Raw genomic sequence first — 17,319 nt, forward strand, 5'->3', positions numbered from 1 at the left:
GATCATCAAGTACGGCCGGCGTCTGGCCTGGCGGCCCAACCGCCGTACTCGTAGTGCGTGTACGGTCCCCCCTGGTAAGGCTCGGTGTATGCCTGGAGCCGGTTCGCGAACTGCTCCGCGTCGTCCTCCGGCCGGTATCCGAGCACCCTGGCGGCCGCGTTCTGCGACCACCACGAGCGTGTGTTGCGTGAAACCCCGTAGATCGTGACGTGGCCGATCCCGGCCGGAGCGGCCAGGCACGCCTCGTAGAGCCTGGCCGCGTCGGAAGGGCTCAGCCAGGTGTGCAGGTGACGCGGGTCCGACGGCTGCTCCTCGAAGGAGCCGACCCGCACCGAGACGACGTCGAGGCCGAACCGGTCGGCGTACAGACTGGCGAGGGCTTCCCCGAAGGCCTTGGCCGCGCCGTACAGGCCGTCCGGCCGCACGGCCTCCAGGCCGTCGAGCGTACGGCCCGCCGGATAGAACCCGGTGATGCGGTTGGAGCTGGTGTTGACGACCCGCGGCACTTCCTCGAGCCGGCAGGCCTCGAACACGTTGTAGACACCTTCGAGGTTCGGCCCCTTGAGGGCGGCGAAGTCCGTCTCGTCGGCGATGCCGCCGAGGTGGACGACCGCGTCCATGCCGCGCACCGCGGCCCTGACCTGGTCGAGGTCGGTCAGGTCGGCCTGGACGAACTCCTCGTGCGCCGCCGTCGGGCCGACGGGGCGGATGTCGGAGAGGCGCACGTGAGCGATCTTGTGCAGGAGGGTGCCGCGCAGGGACGTGCCGATGGCGCCCGCGGCCCCGGTGACCAGGACGCGGCCCGGCAGCGTGCTCATGGCGCCCACGTCCGGGGGCCGGAGGTGAGGAATTCGGCGCCGCCCGCGGTGACGACGACGGTGTCCTCCAGTTGGAGCCCGCCGGCTCCCACCGCGTAGTAGGGGACTTCGAGGTTGATGACCTCCCCTTCGACCAGGGTGTGGCGCTCGCCGTCCGGCCGGGGGGTGAGGATGGGGTGCTCGTACATCTCCAGGCCGATCCCGTGCCCGACGTGGTGGCGCCGGTAGTCGGGCAGCCCTGCCCGGCGGACCGCCTCGATGCCCGCCGCCGCCAGCTCGGAGACGACCGCGCCCGGCTTGACCAGCTCGACCAGGGTCTCCATGCCCGCTCGGGTCGCGTTCAGCGCTTTGACCAGGTCGCCGGGCACGTCGCCGACGAACCTGTTGCGTCCGGTGTCGGCCCAGTAGCCGCGGTGGCGACCGCCGCAGTCGGACCGGATCGCCACCCCGCTCCTGACCCGGACGTCGCGGTCGGGTGGGTAGCAGCCGCCGGCGCGCTCGCCGATGTTGGTCTCGCAGTGGCCGGGCTGGATGCCGCGTTCGAGCGCCGCGTGCTCGAAGCGGCGGACCAGGTCGAGCTCGGAGTCGCCGACCCTCGCGCTTTCCAGCATGGAGCGCATCGCGCCCTCGGTGGCGGTCGCCACCGTGCGCAGCCGCTCGACCTCGGCCTCGGTCTTGACCCGCCGTACGGCGCGCATCAGCTCGTTGCCGTCCACGTCGGAGATCGCGGGCAGGCTCGCGGCCAGCCGCGCCCGCGCGCCCGCGCTCATCGCCTGACCGTCGAGGCTCAGCCGTTGCCCGTCGACGCCCAGGTCGCGCAGGGCCCGGTGGAGTGCCTGGCTCGCCGTGTCCTCGTGCGGGGGCTCCCGCCTGACGGCCATCAGCGCGCGATCCAGCGTCGAGAGTTCCTCGAAGGGAGCGGACGCGACGAAGAAGTCGCCGTAGGTGTACAGGTCGCAGTCGTCGGGTGGGGACATGGCGAGGTACTCGCCCGCGTTGCGGGGGGCGATCAGGGCTCGGCGCCCGTCGGCCCGCACCACGGCGAAGACGTTGTGCTCGCGGAAGACGTGCAGCGGCCAGTGCTCGTAGCCGGTGAGGTAGATGACGTTCTCCACGCTGGAGGCCACCAGCGCGTCCACTCCCGCCTCCGCGAAGAGCGCCGCCAGACGGGGCAGGTTCGCCACCGAGTCCGGTCGGGGGTCCGTGTGCGTCATCGTCGTGCCTCCATGACCGCCTTGGCCGCCGCTATCGCGGTGGCGATGTCGTCCGCCGTGAGGTCGAGGTGGGTGACGGCTCTGACGCGGCGGCGTCCCTTGGCGCCGACGAGCACACCGTGGGCGGCAAGACCTGCCTCGAAGCCGGGGGCGTCGTCGACCTCGAAGCACACGATGTTGGTCTCCACGTGTGACAGGTCGAGGTCGATGCCGTCGATTCCGGCCAGCCCTTCGGCCAGTGCCCTGGCATGCGCGTGATCCACGGCCAGCCGTTCGACGTGGTGGTCCAGCGCGTACAGGGCCGCCGCGGCCAGCAGCCCCGACTGGCGCATCGCGCCTCCCCACATCTGCTTGTAGCGCCAGGCCTGCTCGATGAGGCTCGCGCTGCCCGCCAGCACCGCGCCCGCCGGTGCTCCCAGGCCCTTGGAGAAGTCGATCCAGGCGGTGTCGAAGAGGCTCGCGTACGCGCGCGCCTCGATCCCGCTCGCGATCGAGGCGTTCAGCAGGCGCGCGCCGTCCAGGTGGGTGCGGATCCCGTTCTCCCTGGCGACCTCCACGACCCGCCGCATGACGTCCAGCGGCCAGACGCGCCCGCCACCGGCGTTGGCGGTCTGCTCGACGCACACCAGCCGGGTGACCGGCGTGTACCGGTTGCCCGGCGGCCGGATCCTGCTCGCCAGCTGTTCGCCGGTGAAGACACCGCGTTCTCCCTGGAGGGGAGTGAGCACCGCACCCGACAGTACGGCGGGGCCGCCGGCCTCGGCGTTGACGAGGTGGGATGTCGCCTCGGCGAGGACCTCGTCGCCCGCGTGGCCCACGTGCAGCCGCACCGCGATCTCGTTGCACATGGTGCCCGAGGGCAGGAAGACGGCCGCGTCATGGCCGAGCAGGTCGGCGACCCGTTCCTCCAGGGCGAGCGTCGTCGGATCTGAGCGGGTCTGCTCATCCCCGACGACCGCCTGCGCGATGGCCTGGCGCATGCCGCCGGTGGGCCTGGTCTGGGTGTCGGAGGACAGGTTGACGGCGCCGGGGTCGGTGCGGGGATCGGCCCGCAGATCCTCGATGACGGTGGCCACCGAACGGACCGTCATGCCTCCTCCTCCCCGGCCAGGCTGAGCCCCCGCAGGTAGTTGCTGCGGGTGGCCTTGGCCGCCGCGCCCGCGTCATGGTCGACGACGGCCTGGATGATCTCGGCGTGCTCGCGCGCGGACTCCCCGTCGGGTCCGCGGTTGCGGAAGTACAGCGACACGACGCGACTGGTGTGCATCTCCAGCGAGTCGATGCATGAGGTGATGAAGCGGTTGTCCGCCCTGCTCACCAACACGCGGTGGAAGGCCATGTCCGCCAGGCGGGCCCGTGCGAAGTCGCCGTCCTCGACCGCCTGCAGGAGTTCGCTGTTGTGGCTGCGCATGGCGGCCACGTCGTCGTCGGTCGCGTACGGCGCGGCGAGTTGAGCCGCCAGCGCCTGGAGCGCTCCGAGCGGGGCGACGATCTGCGCCAGATCGTCGGGCCGCGCCTCGGCGACCTTGGGCCTGCGGCGTGGCGGGCTGGTCACCATGCCTTCGCGTTCCAGCTGGATGAGCGCCTCTCGGACCGGGGTCCGGCTCACCGAGATCTCCTGTGCGATCGTGGCGTCGTCGAGGATCTCCCCTGGGCGCAGGCGGCCCTCCACAAGCCCGGTGCGGAGATACGCGTAGGCCACATCTCGCGCTGAGGTGACTGAGTGCTCCGAGTTCACATACAATATATAGTATGGAGTACATCGCAGGGTCAAGGACGCCCGGATCGGTTGTCATCCCCGAGGGGACCTACGGATGGCCCGGCATCGCCTTCGGTGGATATGTCGCCGGGCTGCTGGGTGCTCGGTCCGCCGGCGGTGATCAGCGGGTGGACTTCCTGCGGCCGACTCCGCTGGGCGTTCCGCTGGAGTTGTCCTTCGGCGAGGACGGCGGGCGGCTCGCCGACGGGCAGGGGCCTCTCGCGGTCTCCAGGGCGGCCGAGGTCGAGGTCACCGTTCCCGAACCGCCGACGTGGGAGGAGGCGCTCCGGGCGACGGGTGAGCACATGACCGAATCGCCCCTCGTCACCTCCGACTGCTTCGGCTGCGGCTACGGACGTGCCGAGGGAGAAGGACTGCGTCAGCTGCTCGGCCTGCACCCGGGCGGCGGGCTGGTCGCGGCCGCGTGGCGTCCGGCGCCGTCCCTGGGTGACGGCGTGCTACCGGACGAGCTGGCCTGGGCCGCACTGGACTGCCCGGCGGGCATGGCGCGCGTCCGGCTCACCGGCGCCCCGCACGCCGCGCTGACCGCCAGCCTCTCGGCCCGCCTGGTCCGTCCGATCGCGGTCGGCGAACGGCACGTCGTGTTCGGCTGGCTGATCTCCCGCATCGGCCGCAAAACCGTCCTGGGCAGTGCCGTGGCCACCGAGCACGGCGAGCTGTGCGCGCTGGCCGAGTCGCTGTGGATCGATGCCCGCTGATCAGGCGGTGGCTACCGCGTGGTGAGCGATGCCGGGCCGTTCTCCGAAGCTGTGCCGATCACTTCCTCCAGGACGTCGCGCGAGCGGACCAGATCGGTGATCAGGTGGTTGATGCGGTCGCGCTCCGCGGTGAGCTCGTCGACCAGCTTCGGGGTGGCGATCTCGTTCGGGCGACCGTCCGCGTCTCTCATGCAGGGCAGCAGTTGGGCGATCTTCTTGCTGTTCAGTCCCGCGGCGTAGAGCGTCTGGATGCGGATGACCCGGTCGACCGCCCACTCGCCGTAGTCCCGGTGGCCGCCGGGGGTGCGCTCCGCGCGTAGCAGTCCTTGCGCCTCGTAGTAGCGCAGGGAACGCTCGCTCACCCCGCTGCGCCGGGCCAGCTCGCCGATCCGCATTCCGCACCTCGCAGGACTTGAATCTGACATTGATGTCAACTTCTACCATGCCGGAGCACACCATCTACAGAGGAGACCTTGATGAGTGACTTGACCGGCAAGGTGGCGTTGGTGACGGGCGGCAGCAGGGGGATCGGCGCGGCGATATCAAGGCGGCTCGCAGACGCGGGGGCGGCGGTCGCGCTGACCTATGTCCAGGCAGTGGACCAGGCGCGCGAGGTGGCCAAGCAGATCGAGGCGGACGGTGGCACGGCCGCGCTCATCCAGGCCGACCTTGCCCATCCGGAGGCCGCGGCCGAGGCGGTGGAGCAGACGGTACGGGAACTGGGCCGCATCGACATCCTGGTGAACAACGCGGGTTTCCTCACGTATGGCCCGCTGGCAGAGGTGTCGGTCGCGGAGCTGGACCGGGTGCTCGCCGTTGACGTCCGGTCGGTGTTCCTGGCCGCCCAGGCAGCCGCCCGGCACATGGGCGACGGCGGGCGGATCATCAGCATCGGGTCGTGCTTCAACGGGCGCGTTCCCGGCTCGAACTTCGTCCTGCAGGCGACGGCCAAATCCGCGCTCATCGGGCTGACCAAGGGACTCGCCCGGGAGCTCGGGCCGCGCGGGATCACCGCCACCGTCGTGGACCCGGGCCCGATCGACACCGACATGAACCCGGCCGACGGCGAGACCGCCGACTTCCAGCGCTCCCTCACCGCTCTGGGGCGGTACGGCGAGGCAGAGGACATCGCCGAAGCGGTGGCCTACCTGGCGGGTCCCGGCGGCCGCTACGTGACCGGCACCGCCCTGGCCGTGGACGGCGGGTACACCACCTGACGGCGAGCCGCCCTCCCGCAGGGGGAGGGCGGCGTCTGGCTATTCGTGACCGAGGATCGGGTGCGGCCGGTAGGGCGCCTCGAGGCGCTCGATCTCCTTCTCGTCCAGGGCGATCCCCACCGAGGCGACCGCGTCCTGCAGGTGCGAGAGCTTGGTGGCCCCCACGATCGGCGCGGTGACGCCGGGCTTGGCCAGCAGCCACGCCAGCGCGACCTGCGCCGCGGGCACGTCACGCTCGCCCGCCACCGCCCGTACGGCGTCCACGACGTCGAAGTCGTCGTCGGTGTAGAGGGCCTCGGCGTAGGCGTCGGTGCTGGCCCGGGTCGTGGACCGGACGCCGCCGCGCTCCCAGGTCCCGGCCAGCATCCCGCGGGCGAGCGGGCTCCACGGCACCAGGCCGACCCCCTGGTCGAGGCAGAGCGGGATCATCTCCCGCTCCTCCTCCCGGTAGACCAGGTTGTAGTGGTTCTGCATGGACACGAAAGGCGTCGGCGCGACGTGCTGCGCCTTGGCGAACTGCCAGGCGTACATGCTCGACGCGCCGATGTAGCGCGCCTTGCCCGACTTCACGACGTCGTGCAGCGCCTCCATCGTCTCCTCGATCGGCGTCTCGTAGTCCCACCGGTGGATCTGGTAGAGGTCCACGTAGTCGGTCCCGAGCCGCCGCAGCGAGGCGTCGATGGAGTCGAGGATGTGCTTGCGCGAGAGGCCCCGGTCGTTGGGCCCGTCGCTCATCGGGAAGTACACCTTCGTGGCGAGCACGTAGTCCTCGCGGCGCGGGAACAGCTCCTTGAGCAGCCGCCCGGTGATCTCCTCGCTGACCCCGGTCGAGTACATGTCCGCGGTGTCGAAGTAGTTAACCCCGGCCTCGACCGCGGCCCGCACGATCGGCCGGCCCGCCTCCTCGTCCAGGAACCAGGCGCGCTGCGCCGGGTCCCCGTAGCTCATCATCCCCAGACAGATCCGCGAAACCTTCAGCCCTGACGTACCCAGTCGCGCATAGTCCATGAGCTCGACCCTATCCCCGGGCGAACAGCCGCCTTTCGCGGCCCTGTAGCCGTCAGGACCGGCGGACCGCGGCGACGTCGAACTCCAGCACCACCATCGAGCCGACCAGGACCTTGGTCGCGGCGTTCCAGTTCACGCCCCAGTCGTTGCGGTTGATCGTGACGCTGCCCTTGAAGCCGACCCGCGAGCCGTTCCTGGCCCCGGTCAGCGCGAAGTCCACGGTGACCGGCTTGGTCACGCCGCGCATGGTCAGGTCACCGGTGACCTTGAAGGTGGTCTCGCCGGTCTGCGCCACCGCGGTCGAGGCGAAGGTGATGGCCGGGTGGTCGTCGGTGTACAGGAACGTGCCGCGCAGTTGGTCGTCGCGCTGCGGGTTGTGGGTCTGGATGCTCTTGGCCCGGATGGTGAGCCGGGCGCTGGACTTCGACGGGTCGTCGCCGTCCAGGTAGGCGCTGCCCTCGAACTCCTCGAACTGCCCGCGCACCCTGGTGGCCATCGTGTGCCGGGCGACGAAGCCGATCCGCGTGTGGGCGGTGTCGAGGACGTAGTCGCCGGTCAGCTCGCTGAGCCTGGTCATGGTTGACATGCTTGGTCGCTTCCTTGTCGGTGCTCACCCCGCGCCCTCTCGGGTTCACGGGATGCCATCTCAGGAGTCCGACGAGACAACCACCGGGAATGTGAGGCGAAGCGCTCAAGTGCCACGGCCGAGTTCGGCCAGGCGGGTCAGGGCGGGGAGGGCCTGGGCGATGGCGCGGCGCTGGTCGGGGGTCAGGCGGTCGACGAGCGGGACCAGATGGCGGGTGCGGTCGTCGTGGCGGGAGCGCCCGATCCGCCGGCCCGCCTCGGTGATGTGCACCAGGACGGCGCGGCCGTCGGAGGGGTCAGGGTGGCGCTCGACCAGCCCGTCGCGCTCGAGCCGGGTGATCAGCTGGGTGAGGCCGGGCTGGCTGACCTGCTCGGTCCTGGTCAGGTCGGTCAGCCGCATCGGGCCGTCGTTGAAGGCGAGCGTGTCCAGCACCGACAGCGTCGTGAACGACAGCTTCTCCAGCGTGGGCAGGCGGATGTAGAAGCGGTTGAAGTTCTCGATCGCCGTGGTGAAGTCATCCACGTCCAGTTCGCTGTCGTCCACCCGCAACAGCATATATCGCAAATTTATATAAGCTGCTTATGATGTCTGCCATGACTGTTCGTGTTGGTATCAATGGTTTCGGACGGATCGGGCGGAACTTCTTCCGCGCCGCGGCGGCACGCGGCGAGGACCTGGAGATCGTCGCGGTCAACGATCTGGGCGAGGTGGCGACCATGGCCCACCTGCTGGCCTACGACTCGATCCTGGGCCGCTTCCCCGGCCGGGTGACCGCGGAGCCGGGCGCGATCCGCGTCGGAGACGCGACGGTGCGGGTGCTGGCCGAGCGTGACCCGGCCGACCTGCCGTGGGGTGAGCTGGGCGTGGACGTGGTCATCGAGTCCACGGGCGTGTTCACCCAGGCGGCCAGGGCCCGCGCGCACGTCGACGGCGGCGCCAAGAAGGTCGTCATCGCCGCCCCCGCCAGCGGCGAGGACGTCACGATCGTGCTCGGCGTCAACCAGGACGCCTACGACCCCGAGCAGCACACGGTCATCTCCAACGCCTCGTGCACCACCAACTGCCTGGGCGTGCTGGCCAAGGTGCTGCACGAGGCGGTCGGCATCGACTCGGGCATGATGACCACCGTCCACGCCTACACCCAGGACCAGAACCTGCAGGACGGCCCGCACTCCGACCTGCGGCGGGCCCGGGCGGCGGCGCTCAACATCGCGCCCACCTCCAGCGGCGCGGCCAAGGCGATCGGCCTGGTGCTGCCGGAGCTGCGCGGCAGGCTGGACGCCTTCGCGCTGCGGGTGCCGGTCCCGACGGGATCGGTGACCGACCTCACGGTCACCACGCTGCGCCCCACCACGGTGGAGGAGGTCAACCAGGCCTACGCCGAGGCGGCGGCCGGGCCGTACCAGGGGCTGCTGTCCTACACCGAGGCGCCGATCGTCAGCCAGGACATCGTCACCGATCCCGCGTCCTGCGTCTTCGACGCCCAGCTCACGCGCGTGCTCGGGTCGCAGGTCAAGGTGGTCGGCTGGTACGACAACGAGTGGGGCTACGCCAACCGCCTCATCGACCTCACCCTCATGATCGGCCGGACTCTCTGACCGATCACGAGGGGTCAGGCCGCCGCTTCCGCCCGCAGGGGGAAGTGGCAGGCGACCTGGTGGAGGCCGCCCTGCAGCGGAGGCTCCGTGGCGCAGATGTCCTGGGCCACGGGGCAGCGGGTGCGGAAACGGCACCCGCTGGGCGGGTTGATCGCGCTCGGCAGCTCGCCGCGGATGGCCGTACTCGGACTGGGCGAGCGCGACGGGTCGGGCGTGGGGACGGCGTCGATGAGCGCCTGGGTGTAGGGGTGGCGCGCGGCGCGGACCACCTCGCGGGCCGGCCCGATCTCGACGAGCTTGCCCAGGTACATCACGCCGATCCGGTCGGCCATGTAGTCGACCACCGACAGGTCGTGGCTGATGAACACGTACGACAGGCCGAGCTCGCGCTGCAGGTCGCGCATGAGATTGAGCACCTGCGCCTGGATCGACACGTCCAGCGCGCTGACCGGCTCGTCGGCCACGATGAGCCGTGGTTCCAGCGCCAGCGACCTGGCCAGCCCGATGCGCTGCAGCTGCCCGCCGGAGAACTCGTGCGGGTAGCGCTCCAGCGCCCGCCGCGACAGCCCGACCTGGTCGAGCAGGCCGCTGATGCGGGTACGGCGGGCCGCGGAGTCGCCGACCTGCTGGATCTCCAGCGGCTCGGACAGGATGGCGTCGATGCGCATGCGCGGGTTCATGGCCGCGTAGCTGTCCTGGAACATCAGTTGCACCTGCCGGTGCATCTGGTGGCGGGCACGCCGGTCCAGGGTGGCGATGTCGGTGCCGTCGATGATGATCTGTCCGCCGCTCGGGGCTTCGAGCCCGGCCACCAGGCGGCCGACGGTGGACTTGCCGCAGCCGGACTCGCCCACGATGCCCAGCGTCTCACCGGCCCTGACGTCGAAGGACACGTCGGCCACGGCCGAGACCCTGCCGGGGCTCCTGCCGAAGCCGTCGCCGCCGGCCTCGTACTCCTTGACCAGCTCCCGCACCGACAGGATCGTGCCCGATTTGTCGGGCACCTCGGAGCGAGGGGCGGGGGCCGAGCCGGAGATCGTGACGGCCTCGGTGACGGGGTGCAGACAGGCGAACCGATGCCCGTCACCCGTGAGCTGGACGTCGGTGGTGCGGCATTCGTCGGTGGCGAAGCCGCAGCGCGCCGCGAAGCGGCACCCGGTCAGCGGCCGCGACAGGTCCGGCGGCAGCCCGGGGATGCTGTAGAGCCGCCCGTCGGCCGCCGACTCCGGCAGCGCGTTCATCAGCGCCTGGGTGTAGCGGTGGCGCGGCGAGCGGAACAGCTCGGCCGTGGTGGCGGTCTCCACCACCCGCCCGGCGTACATGACGGCGACCCGGTCGGCGCGGTTGGCGATCACTCCGAGGTCGTGGGTGACCAGGATGACCGCCATCTTGAACTCCTCGCGCAGGTCGTCGATGAGCTCGAGGATCTGGCGCTGGGTGGTGACGTCCAGGGCGGTGGTGGGCTCGTCGGCGATGAGCAGGCGCGGGGAGCGGATGAGCGCCATGGCGATGACCACGCGCTGGCGCATGCCGCCCGACAGCTGGTGCGGGTAGTTGTCGACGATCTTGTCGGGGCGGGGCATGCCGACCCTGCGCAGGATCTCGATGGCCCGCTCGCGTGCCTCGGCCTTGCCCAGGCCCTGGTGGATGCGCAGGGGTTCGGCGACCTGGGCGCCGATGCGCATGGTGGGGTTGAGCGAGGTGAGCGGGTCCTGGAAGACCATGCCCATCTCCACCCCGCGCACCCGGCGCAGCTCCTCGGGCGACATCTCCCGCAGGTCGCGCCCGTCGAAGAGGATCTGCCCGCCGGCGACGTGGCCGCCCGGCGGCAGCAGACCCATGATCGACAGGACGGTCATGGTCTTGCCGCTGCCGGACTCGCCCACGATGCCGAGCGTCTCGCCCTGCCGTACCTCCAGGTTGACCTGGTCGAGGGCGTGCACGGTGCCGCGCCGCAGCGCGATGTCGGTACTGAGGTCGACAAGCCTCAACAAGCTCACGGCTATCTCCTCCTGAGGCGGACCTCGAAGACGTCCCTCAGCCCGTCGCCGATGAAGTTGAAGGCGAGCACGATGAGGATGATGGCGATTCCCGGCGGATACAGCAGCCACCAGTGGCCGCTGAAGGTGTCGGACAGCCCGTCGGAGAGCATGCCGCCCCAGTTGGCCGCGGGCGGCGGCACGCCCAGGCCGAGGAAGGACAGGTAGGCCACGTACAGGATCGCGTCGGCGATCTGGAAGGTGGCGTTGACGATCACCGTGCCGATGGCGTTGGGGATGATGTGCCTGCGTACGGCGCGGCCGCCGGTGCCGCCCATGCCGCGCATGGCGATCACGTACTCGCGGGTCCGCAGCGTCAGCGCCTCGCCCCGGACCAGCCGGGCGGGGCCGAGCCAGGCGAACGCCCCGATGATCACGATGAGCATCGGCACGGTCGGGGTGAAGATCGAGGCCATGAGCATGAACAGGAACAGCGCCGGGATCGACATCATGGCGTCGACCACGCGCATCATGACCGCGTCCGCCCAGCCGCCGGCGAATCCGGCGATCGCGCCCCACACGGTGCCGACGACGGTGGCCAGCAGGCCCGCGGCCAGGCCGACCACGATGGAGGTCTGGCCGCCCAGCATCAGGCGGCCGAGCTGGTCGTAGCCGACGCCGTCGGTGCCCAGCGGGTGGCCTGCCGTACCGGGGGACAGGAAGACCTTGGCCAGGTCGGTGTGGACCTGGTCGGTGTGGTAGAAGATCGGGCCGAGGAAGCAGAAGGCCGCCAGCAGCACGAAGATGCCGACGCCGACCAGGGCCAGCCGGTTTTCCGAGAAGACTTCCAGTCCCTGGCGCCACATCGAGCGGACGGGCGCCTCTTCTTCCTGGACGGTGGTGGTCATGAACGGCCTGCCTTGAGTCGCACGCGCGGGTCGACCGCGGCGTAGAGCACGTCGGCCACCAGCGCGCCGAGCACGGTGGCCACCGAGATCAGCAGCGTGACGCCGAGCAGGATCGGGTAGTCGCGTTTGAGCGCCGACTGCCAGAACAGCAGCCCCATGCCCGGGTAGTTGAACAGCCGCTCGACCACCAGGGCGCCGGAGAACAGCGCGGGCAGGTACATGCCGAGCAGGGTGATGACGGGGAACAGGCCGTTGCGCAGCGTGTGCCCGACGATCACCCGGCCCTCGGACAGGCCCTTGCTGCGGGCGGTGCGCACGTAGTTCTCGTTGAGGTTGTCGACCATGGACGAGCGCACGTACCGGGAGTAGACGGCGACGGTGAGGATGGCCAGTGTGACGGTGGGCAGGACCAGCCCCGCCGGGTCGGCCAGCACCTCGGCCAGGGTGAAGCCCTGCGGGGCCTCGGGCGGCAGTACCGGCCACACCTGCGAGAACAGGATGATCATCATGAGGCCCATGAAGAAGATCGGTGTGGCGTAGGCCAGCAGGGAGGCCGCGTTGATGGTGTAGTCGGGCCACTTGTTGCGGCGGACCGCCTGCACCACGCCCAGCGGGATGGCCACCACGATCGCCAGCAGGGTCGAAGCCAGCGACAGCAGCATGGTCTTGGGCAGGCGCTGGCCGATGGCCTCGGCCACCGACTGGTTGAGCTGGAAGGAGTAGCCCAGATCGCCGCGGACCAGCCGCTGCAGGTACAGCGCGTACTGTTCCCACAGCGGCCGGTCGTATCCCATCTCGTGGTTGAAGGCGGCGATCTGTTCCAGCGTCGCTTCCTTGCCCAAGATGGCCCGCGCCGCGCCGCCTGGCAGGAAGTGCAGGATCACGAACGTGATCAGCGTCACCAGGATCACGATGACCAGGGCCTGGCCCAGGCGCATCAGGAGGTAGCGGGCCACTGGGTCAGCTCTTCCAGGACCAGTCTTGGAAGTACATCAGGTTCATCGGGTCCTGCGGGTCGACGCCCTGCAGATCCGACTTGTAGGCCGAGATCTGGTACACGGGGTTGGGCATCCACAGCACCGGCAGGTCCTTGGCCAGGAAGTCGTTGTAGGCGGTCAGCGCGCCGGCGTCGGCGGAGAACTGGGCCGCGTCGATCAGCTGGTCGGCCTCGGGGCTGGAGTAGCTGCCGAGGTTGACGGGGGCGTCGGTCTGGAACAGCCGCTCGCCGGAGGCGAAGGCGGGGTAGTACCAGCTGCCCTGGGAGCCGAAGAACGACATGTCCCACGAGCACTTGGCGTCCGACGGCTTGCAGGCCGGGGTGACCGCGACGGAGTCGGGCACCTCCTTGATGGTCAGCTGGATGCCGAGCTTGGCCATCTGGGACTTGATCTCGGCGAACATCTTGGAGGTGGCGGTGAAGCCGGACTGGCTGGTGACGGTGAAGCTCAGCGGCGTGCCCGCGGCGACGCCGTCACCGCACTTGGCGGCGTCCTGGCAGGTACTCTGCCCGTCGGGCACGACCTTCCAGCCGTTGGACTCCAGCAGCTGCTTGGCCTTGGCCGGGTCGAAGCCGTAGGCGCAGCCCTGACCGGCGGGAGAGCCGGGCTTGGCGGGCACCGGGCCGCAGGTGGGGGCGGCCATGTCGGACCAGATGACCTTGCTGATGGTCGGCTGGTCGATGAGCATCTGCAGCGCCTGGCGCAGGTAGGGCTGCTTGAACAGCACCCCGGTCTTGGGGTTGTTGTAGTTGAGCTGCAGGTAGGTGATCGACCACCCGTACCAGGGGGAGATCTTGTAGCTCTTGGACTCCAGATAGGACTTCTGCGACAGGTTGGCCGGCGGGATGTAGCCGTAGTCGATCTGGCCGGCGCGCAGCACGTTGAACTCGGCGTCGTCGCCGGTGAACGGCCGCAGCACGATCTTGTTCAGCTTCGGCTTGTCGCTGCCGGAGTAGGTGTCCTGCTTGGCCAGGACGACCTCGCCGTTGGGGACGTAGCTCGCCAGCTTCCACGGGCCGCTGTTGGTCTTCCACAGCGGGTTGGTGGCGTAGGACTTGGGGTCCTTGGCGGCGTCGGTCAGCTGGGCGAAGGTCTGCTTGGCGTCGCCCTTGTCCCAGGCGTGCTGGGGGATGGGGACGATGCGGTTGAGCTGGTTGTCCACGAACCAGGCGGTGTTGTAGGCCTTCTTGGTGGTGAAGGAGAAGGTCTTGTCGTCCTTGACCTGGAAGCTGGCGATGTTGTCGGGGAACCCGCCGGGCTTGTAGGAGGCCCACTTGTCCTTGTTGGTGGTGACCAGGTCCCACCAGAACTGGATGTCCTTGGTGGTGATGGGCTTGCCGTCGGACCAGGTGTTGTCCTTGAGCGTGATGGTCAGCGTCTTGCCGCCGTCGCTGACGGCCGGCGGCTGCGCCAGCGAGCGCTCGGTGTCGATGTTGTCCTGGCTGGCCCCGTCGAGCTGGTAGGCGTACAGCTTGCGGTACAGGGCGGTGGAGAAGATGTCGTTCTCGCCCTGGGTGAAGCCGGGGGCCGAGATCGGCAGGATCCAGTTGGGCGTGCGGAAGGCCACCGTGACGGTGTCCTTGCCTTGGGCGCCGCCTTGTTGCGAACTGCTACCGGCGCCGCCGCCGCTGCAGGCGGTCAGGCCGAGCCCGAGGGCGGCCAGGCCGCTCACGATGCGGATTCTCGTCCCCATGGTTCTCCTCGTCGAACGTGCGCGTGCCCTTCTGGGGGTCACTCAGCGGGAGAATGTATTGACTGGTTTGCAGGAAGTCAATCCGAAAAATCCACTTTGTTCACCGGACTTATTTCGGGGTAGAGTCCGCGCCAAGACATCTTTCGATGATCGTCGTCGTGCTCGATGATGGGCACATTCAGTGGCTCATCAAAAGGAGAGGCATGTCGGATCCCGCCAACCTGCGCGAGCAGGCGCTCAGCCTTCTGGCGAGCGGCAAGGCCACCTCCCGCGCGGATTTGGTGGAGATCCTGCAGGTCGCCCCGTCGACGGTGTCCACCGTGGTGCGGCGACTGCTGGAGGACGGCGCGATCCTGGAGGAGGGCGTCGGCCAGTCCACCGGCGGGCGCCGGCCCAAGATCCTTCGCCTGATCGACGCGGGCGGCGTCTACGCCGTGGCCGAGCTGGGCGCCAGCCACGCCAGGGTCGGCCTGTGCTCGCCGAGCGGGCGCCTGCTTGCGGTCGAGGAGACCGCCATCGATATAGGAGCAGGCCCCGCCAAGATCTTCGACGAAGTGAGCGAGGCCTTCGACCGCATCAGGACCGCCAAGGCGCCCGGCCAGAGCCTGCTGGCCGTCGGCATGGCGCTGCCAGGACCGGTGGACTTCCCGCACGGCCGCCTCATCGGCCCGGCCCGCATGCCCGGCTGGAGCGGCTACGACGCCCAGACCGACCTGCGCGACCGCTTCGACGTCAGCGTGATCGTCGACAACGACGCCAAGGCCGCCGCGGTCGGCGAGTACACCGTCCGCCGCGACCCCGGCGACATGGTCTACGTCAAGGCAGGCACCGGCATCGGCGGCTGCCTGGTCTCCGGCGGCCAGGTCTACCGCGGCGGCCGCGGCCTGAGCGGCGACGTCACCCACGTGCGGGTGGCCGACAGCGGCGAACGCGAATGCTCCTGCGGCAGCCGCGGCTGCCTGGAGACCGTCGCCAGCGGCGCCGCGCTGGTGCGCCAGCTCGCCGAGCGCGGCCTGTCCGTGGCCAGCACCCGCGACGTCATCGCCGCCACCGAGAACGCCGACCCCGCCGTCGTCACCCTGGTGCGCCAGGCGGGCCGGCTGCTCGGCGTGGCCCTGTCGGGCCTGGTCAACTTCCTCAACCCCGACAGCGTCGTCATCGGCGGCTCCCTGTCCAGCCTGGACGTCTACGTGGCGGCCGCCAAAGGCATGCTCTACGAACGCTGCCTGCCGTCGTTGACCCAGTCCCTGTCCATCGAGGCCAGCCTGGCCGGCCCGGATGCGGCCCTGATCGGGCTCGGCCATCTGGTGCGCGCACACACCGCCTGAAGGAGCTCTGCCATCGTGCCCCGCCCCCTCCGCGTCGCCATCGGCGGCATCCACATCGAGTCCAGCACCTTCTCGCCGCACCTTTCCGGCACGGCCGACTTCGACGTCACCCGCGGTCAGGCCCTGCTCGACAGGTACGGCTGGCTGAACGACCCGTGGGCCGCCGAGGTGGAATGGGTGCCGCTGGTGCACGCCCGCGCCCTGCCCGGCGGCGCGGTCGAACCGGCCGCCTACGACGCCTGGAAGGCCGAGATCGTCGACGGCCTGGCACAGGGCACCTTCGACGGGATGCTGCTGGACATCCACGGCGCCATGAGCGTCGTCGGCCGCCAGGACGCCGAAGGCGACCTGATCACCGCCATCCGCCAGGTGATCGGATCCGAGCCGCTGGTGTCGACGGCGATGGACCTGCACGGCAACGTCTCCCAGACCCTGTTCGACGGCTGCGACCTGCTGACCTGCTACCGCACCGCGCCGCACGTGGACGTGTGGGAGACGCGCGAGCGCGCCGCCCGCAACCTCGTCCAGGCGCTGCGCGAGGGCGGGCGCCCGCACAAGGCGCTGGTACACGTGCCGATCCTGCTGCCCGGCGAGATGACCAGCACCCGCATCGAACCGGCCAGCAGCCTGTACGGCCGCATCCCGGAGATCGAGGCCAGGCCGGGCGTGATCGACGCCGCCATCTGGATCGGCTTCGCCTGGGCCGACGAGCCGCGCTGCATGGGCGCGGTCGTGGCCACCGGCACCGACGCCGCCGCCACCGACCAGGCCGCACGCGAGCTGGGGCAGGCCTTCTGGCAGGCGCGCGAGGACTTCGCGTTCGTGGCGCCCACCGGCTCGATGGACGACTGCCTGGACGCGGCGCTGAAGGACGGTGCGGCCCGGCCGTACTTCATCAGCGACTCAGGCGACAACCCGGGCGCGGGCGGCGCCGACGACGTCACCTACGCGCTGGAGCGGATGCTGGCCAGGCCCGAGATCCGCGACGGGTCGGTACGCGCGGTGTTCGCCTCGCTGTACGACCCCGAGGCGGTGGCACGCATCGGGCACCTGCCGGTCGGTTCGCCGGTCAGCGTGCGCGCCGGCGGCCGCATCGACACCCGCGAGCCCGGACCGGTGCCGCTGGAGGGGACGCTGGAGGCGCTGGCCGACGACCCCGACGGCGGCAGGGTGGCTGCCGTCCGCGTCGGCGGGCTGAGCGTGTTCCTGACCTCGCGCCGCATGCAGTACCGGCTGCTGGACTCCTACCGGCGCCTCGGGGTGGACGTCGCCGACGTCGGCGTGGTCACCGTCAAGATCGGCTACCTGGAGCCCGAGCTGTTCGAGGCCGCGGCCGACTGGATGCTGGCGCTCACGCCCGGCGGCGTCGACCAGGACCTGCTGCGCCTGCCGTACCGCAACCTGACGCGGCCGATCTTCCCCCTGGACCGGGACTTCACCAGCTGACAGCGTTCTGTGCGCGAAATGTCAGCGGCGCCGCTCACGATGTATCGC

The 17,319-nt window shown here is 70.2% G+C and carries 17 protein-coding genes; 5 read left to right on the forward strand and 12 right to left on the reverse strand.

What is annotated here, in order from left to right:
* Positions 1–5: 5 nt before the first annotated feature.
* The 4 genes from KIK09_RS41300 to KIK09_RS41315 are packed head-to-tail and all read right to left on the reverse strand — an operon-like array spanning position 6 to position 3,734.
* Positions 6–818 carry an NAD-dependent epimerase/dehydratase family protein gene (locus KIK09_RS41300; RefSeq protein ID WP_214324947.1) on the reverse strand — a complete coding sequence of 271 codons (813 nt, stop codon included), beginning with the start codon at positions 816–818 and terminating at the stop codon, positions 6–8.
* Positions 815–2,032: a M24 family metallopeptidase gene (locus KIK09_RS41305; protein WP_214324948.1), complete on the reverse strand. Its 1,218-nt coding sequence runs from the start codon at positions 2,030–2,032 to the stop codon at positions 815–817. Before KIK09_RS41305 ends, KIK09_RS41300 begins: the two co-directional genes overlap by 4 nt.
* The gene (locus tag KIK09_RS41310) at positions 2,029–3,123 is read right to left on the reverse strand and encodes a threonine aldolase family protein (RefSeq protein WP_214324949.1); all 1,095 of its coding nucleotides are present in this window, start codon (positions 3,121–3,123) and stop codon (positions 2,029–2,031) included. The genes KIK09_RS41305 and KIK09_RS41310 overlap by 4 nt, the downstream gene beginning before the upstream one ends.
* Complete coding sequence (locus KIK09_RS41315) at positions 3,120–3,734, reverse strand: GntR family transcriptional regulator (RefSeq protein WP_214324950.1); 615 nt, start codon at positions 3,732–3,734, stop codon at positions 3,120–3,122. Before KIK09_RS41315 ends, KIK09_RS41310 begins: the two co-directional genes overlap by 4 nt.
* A 50-nt stretch (positions 3,735–3,784) precedes the next feature.
* On the opposite strand from KIK09_RS41315, the gene KIK09_RS41320 reads away from it, so the two are divergent.
* Positions 3,785–4,510, forward strand: coding sequence for a PaaI family thioesterase (locus tag KIK09_RS41320; protein ID WP_214324951.1), 726 nt, complete (start codon positions 3,785–3,787; stop codon positions 4,508–4,510).
* A gap of 11 nt (positions 4,511–4,521) precedes the next feature.
* On the opposite strand, the gene KIK09_RS41325 is transcribed toward KIK09_RS41320, so the two are convergent.
* Complete coding sequence (locus tag KIK09_RS41325) at positions 4,522–4,905, reverse strand: MerR family transcriptional regulator (RefSeq protein WP_214324952.1); 384 nt, start codon at positions 4,903–4,905, stop codon at positions 4,522–4,524.
* An 81-nt stretch (positions 4,906–4,986) separates the two neighbouring features.
* On the opposite strand from KIK09_RS41325, the gene KIK09_RS41330 reads away from it, so the two are divergent.
* Positions 4,987–5,727, forward strand: a complete 741-nt coding sequence (locus tag KIK09_RS41330; RefSeq protein WP_214324953.1) for an SDR family NAD(P)-dependent oxidoreductase — start codon at positions 4,987–4,989, stop codon at positions 5,725–5,727.
* Between the two features lie 39 nt (positions 5,728–5,766).
* Here KIK09_RS41330 and KIK09_RS41335 read toward each other — a convergent pair whose 3' ends face one another.
* The 3 genes from KIK09_RS41335 to KIK09_RS41345 all read right to left on the reverse strand — a co-directional run bounded on the left by KIK09_RS41335 (position 5,767) and on the right by KIK09_RS41345 (position 7,864).
* Complete coding sequence (locus KIK09_RS41335) at positions 5,767–6,735, reverse strand: aldo/keto reductase (protein WP_214324954.1); 969 nt, start codon at positions 6,733–6,735, stop codon at positions 5,767–5,769.
* A 52-nt stretch (positions 6,736–6,787) separates the two neighbouring features.
* Complete coding sequence (locus KIK09_RS41340) at positions 6,788–7,312, reverse strand: YceI family protein (RefSeq protein ID WP_250574595.1); 525 nt, start codon at positions 7,310–7,312, stop codon at positions 6,788–6,790.
* Positions 7,313–7,426: 114 nt separating this feature from the next.
* Positions 7,427–7,864 carry a MarR family winged helix-turn-helix transcriptional regulator gene (locus KIK09_RS41345; protein ID WP_308164633.1) on the reverse strand — a complete coding sequence of 146 codons (438 nt, stop codon included), beginning with the start codon at positions 7,862–7,864 and terminating at the stop codon, positions 7,427–7,429.
* A gap of 50 nt (positions 7,865–7,914) precedes the next feature.
* On the opposite strand from KIK09_RS41345, the gene gap reads away from it, so the two are divergent.
* Positions 7,915–8,919, forward strand: a complete 1,005-nt coding sequence (gap, locus tag KIK09_RS41350; RefSeq protein WP_214324957.1) for a type I glyceraldehyde-3-phosphate dehydrogenase — start codon at positions 7,915–7,917, stop codon at positions 8,917–8,919.
* 14 nt (positions 8,920–8,933) lie between these two features.
* Here the strand turns inward: gap and KIK09_RS41355 are convergent, their stop codons facing one another.
* Genes KIK09_RS41355 through KIK09_RS41370 form a run of 4 tightly spaced genes read right to left on the reverse strand, consistent with a single transcriptional unit; the run spans position 8,934 to position 14,497 of the window.
* Positions 8,934–10,919 carry an ABC transporter ATP-binding protein gene (locus KIK09_RS41355; protein WP_214324958.1) on the reverse strand — a complete coding sequence of 662 codons (1,986 nt, stop codon included), beginning with the start codon at positions 10,917–10,919 and terminating at the stop codon, positions 8,934–8,936.
* A 2-nt stretch (positions 10,920–10,921) separates the two neighbouring features.
* Positions 10,922–11,806: an ABC transporter permease gene (locus KIK09_RS41360; RefSeq protein ID WP_214324959.1), complete on the reverse strand. Its 885-nt coding sequence runs from the start codon at positions 11,804–11,806 to the stop codon at positions 10,922–10,924.
* Positions 11,803–12,762 (reverse strand): ABC transporter permease, encoded by a 960-nt coding sequence (locus tag KIK09_RS41365; protein ID WP_214324960.1) that lies wholly within the window; start codon positions 12,760–12,762, stop codon positions 11,803–11,805. Before KIK09_RS41365 ends, KIK09_RS41360 begins: the two co-directional genes overlap by 4 nt.
* 4 nt (positions 12,763–12,766) lie before the next feature.
* A complete protein-coding gene (locus KIK09_RS41370) occupies positions 12,767–14,497 on the reverse strand; it encodes a peptide ABC transporter substrate-binding protein (RefSeq protein ID WP_214324961.1) in 1,731 nt (576 codons plus the stop codon).
* Between the two features lie 203 nt (positions 14,498–14,700).
* Between KIK09_RS41370 and KIK09_RS41375 the strand changes: the two genes are divergently transcribed.
* Positions 14,701–15,825 carry an ROK family transcriptional regulator gene (locus KIK09_RS41375; protein WP_214324962.1) on the forward strand — a complete coding sequence of 375 codons (1,125 nt, stop codon included), beginning with the start codon at positions 14,701–14,703 and terminating at the stop codon, positions 15,823–15,825.
* A gap of 15 nt (positions 15,826–15,840) precedes the next feature.
* Positions 15,841–17,271: a M81 family metallopeptidase gene (locus KIK09_RS60310; RefSeq protein WP_214324963.1), complete on the forward strand. Its 1,431-nt coding sequence runs from the start codon at positions 15,841–15,843 to the stop codon at positions 17,269–17,271.
* Positions 17,272–17,319 lie beyond the last annotated feature (48 nt).

Origin of the sequence: Nonomuraea sediminis, from assembly GCF_018531495.1 — a bacterium.
Taxonomy (GTDB): domain Bacteria; phylum Actinomycetota; class Actinomycetes; order Streptosporangiales; family Streptosporangiaceae; genus Nonomuraea; species Nonomuraea sediminis.

Excerpts from the sequence above, each read along its gene's own strand:
- KIK09_RS41335 (WP_214324954.1), bottom strand. The coding sequence starts at position 6,735 with ATGGACTATGCGCGACTGGGTACGTCAGGGCTGAAGGTTTCGCGGATC.
- gap (WP_214324957.1), top strand. The coding sequence starts at position 7,915 with ATGACTGTTCGTGTTGGTATCAATGGTTTCGGACGGATCGGGCGGAAC.
- KIK09_RS41300 (WP_214324947.1), bottom strand. The coding sequence starts at position 818 with ATGAGCACGCTGCCGGGCCGCGTCCTGGTCACCGGGGCCGCGGGCGCC.
- KIK09_RS41375 (WP_214324962.1), top strand. The coding sequence starts at position 14,701 with ATGTCGGATCCCGCCAACCTGCGCGAGCAGGCGCTCAGCCTTCTGGCG.
- KIK09_RS41340 (WP_250574595.1), bottom strand. The coding sequence starts at position 7,312 with ATGACCAGGCTCAGCGAGCTGACCGGCGACTACGTCCTCGACACCGCC.
- KIK09_RS41310 (WP_214324949.1), bottom strand. The coding sequence starts at position 3,123 with ATGACGGTCCGTTCGGTGGCCACCGTCATCGAGGATCTGCGGGCCGAT.
- KIK09_RS41325 (WP_214324952.1), bottom strand. The coding sequence starts at position 4,905 with ATGCGGATCGGCGAGCTGGCCCGGCGCAGCGGGGTGAGCGAGCGTTCC.
- KIK09_RS41330 (WP_214324953.1), top strand. The coding sequence starts at position 4,987 with ATGAGTGACTTGACCGGCAAGGTGGCGTTGGTGACGGGCGGCAGCAGG.
- KIK09_RS41360 (WP_214324959.1), bottom strand. The coding sequence starts at position 11,806 with ATGACCACCACCGTCCAGGAAGAAGAGGCGCCCGTCCGCTCGATGTGG.
- KIK09_RS41305 (WP_214324948.1), bottom strand. The coding sequence starts at position 2,032 with ATGACGCACACGGACCCCCGACCGGACTCGGTGGCGAACCTGCCCCGT.
- KIK09_RS41370 (WP_214324961.1), bottom strand. The coding sequence starts at position 14,497 with ATGGGGACGAGAATCCGCATCGTGAGCGGCCTGGCCGCCCTCGGGCTC.
- KIK09_RS41320 (WP_214324951.1), top strand. The coding sequence starts at position 3,785 with ATGGAGTACATCGCAGGGTCAAGGACGCCCGGATCGGTTGTCATCCCC.